This window comes from Mycobacterium attenuatum, from assembly GCF_900566085.1.
GTDB classification, from domain to species: Bacteria; Actinomycetota; Actinomycetes; order Mycobacteriales; family Mycobacteriaceae; genus Mycobacterium; species Mycobacterium attenuatum.
Genome location: NZ_UPHT01000212.1, coordinates 1 through 1,436, shown reverse-complemented (window position 1 = coordinate 1,436; position 1,436 = coordinate 1). Strand labels below are relative to the sequence as shown.

At 65.3% G+C, this 1,436-nt stretch carries 2 protein-coding genes; one reads left to right on the top strand and one right to left on the bottom strand.

What is annotated here, in order from left to right; genetic code table 11:
* A partial coding sequence (locus EET13_RS29650) for an AAA family ATPase (RefSeq protein ID WP_168991368.1) occupies positions 1-1,064 on the bottom strand: 1,064 nt, incomplete at its 3' end.
* A gap of 168 nt (positions 1,065-1,232) precedes the next feature.
* Between EET13_RS29650 and EET13_RS29645 the strand changes: the two genes are divergently transcribed.
* A complete protein-coding gene (locus tag EET13_RS29645) occupies positions 1,233-1,424 on the top strand; it encodes a hypothetical protein (RefSeq protein WP_122445561.1) in 192 nt (63 codons plus the stop codon).
* The last annotated feature ends 12 nt before the right edge of the window (positions 1,425-1,436 follow it).

The window sequence follows — 1,436 nt, the reverse complement described above, 5'->3', positions numbered from 1 at the left end:
GTGTGGGCGCGAGCGACGGCGGGGGCATCGAGGGTTGCAGCCCAGGGCAGATCGGTGTGGAGCAAGTCCAACAGGCGGGCGGAGGGTTTGGGCGGCCAGGTCTGGGTTGTGGTGTCGAGCAGGATGACGCCGGCCCGGGTGGTGCTGGCGTGGGTGATCAGGTCGACCAGGGTGCGGGGGTCGGCGGCGGCGGCGTCGTCGATGACGAGCAGGCTTGCGGGTGGCAGTGTCCAGGTGCCGTCGGCGATGTGGTTGCGGGCGCGCTCGAGTGTGGTGGTGGTGTCGGCGAGGTTGTTGTCGCGGGCGAACTCCGCGCCGTCCTGGGTGGGGCTGCACCACAGGACTTTTCGATCGACCGCGGCTGCGGCGTGGTGCAGGGCTGCCATGGCGCGGGTGGTGTCGCGGCCGGGCAGGGCGCGTACGGGGGTGACGGTGAACGGCAGTCGGGCAAGCTTGGGTAGGGCCGTCTTGGTGGCCTCGGCCAGTGCGGTGAGCTCGGTGGCTGGGATGCGCATGGGGCGGGCCGGGTTGTGGCGGGTACAGGCCGAGAGCACCGCGAGTTCGCTGTCGAGCAGTGCGATGTGTTCGGTGATGTGTTCGGCGTTGCGGGTTTCGGCTTCGGCGAAGGCGCGTGCGGCTGCGGCCTCGGCGGCGTCGAGTTGTGCCCGCAGCTCAGACAGCGCTGCGCGCGTGGCCAGCAGGATTTGGTCGTCGCGTTGGCGCAGGGTGTCAAGGTAGGTGTCGACGTCAGCGTGGCTGATGACGTTGTCGGGGCCGCCGGCGGCTTCGGTGCGGGCGTGTTGGGCGGCGGTGAGCGCAGGGTAGAAGCACTCGGCCGGTGAGGTGTCGGGTACCAACATGAGGCGCAGTTTGATGTCGAGTTCGGCCGACGCGACATCGAGTGGGTCGGCGTCAGGCTGGGCTTGGAGTTTGTGTAGCTGCGCTCGTGCCCATTCGACGCCTTCGGCCAAATCGTCATATTGTTTCTCGGCTTCTGCCCACTCGAAGGTGACATCGATAACCGCATCTAGATATGGTCGATCAGCGTCAGCGCGTTGACGCATCTGCATTATTTCTGCGATAGCAGATTGTACGGCTGGCCCGTGTCCGAAACCCATTTGTTCACGTAATTGGTTAAATTTGTTCGACGCCGCGGCGTATTCAGTGCGGAGGTTATGTACGTTTGCTAGTGCGGGTTTGAGTTGGGGTGTTGGTCTGCGCGTAGATAATTGGTGAAATTGCAGACCGTCGAATTCGTCGCGGTCAGCGTGTATGGAGTCGGGATCCGGTGGTGGTTCGAGATCGGCGGCGTGCCGGGGTGGCAGCTCGTTGAGGTAGCCGGTGGTGGTCGGCGGGTCGAGGTCGGGTGTGTGGCTGGGTTCTTGCGGATCGGGGGGGAGTTGTTCGGCCTCTTCGGGCGATAGTGGGGGTTGGTC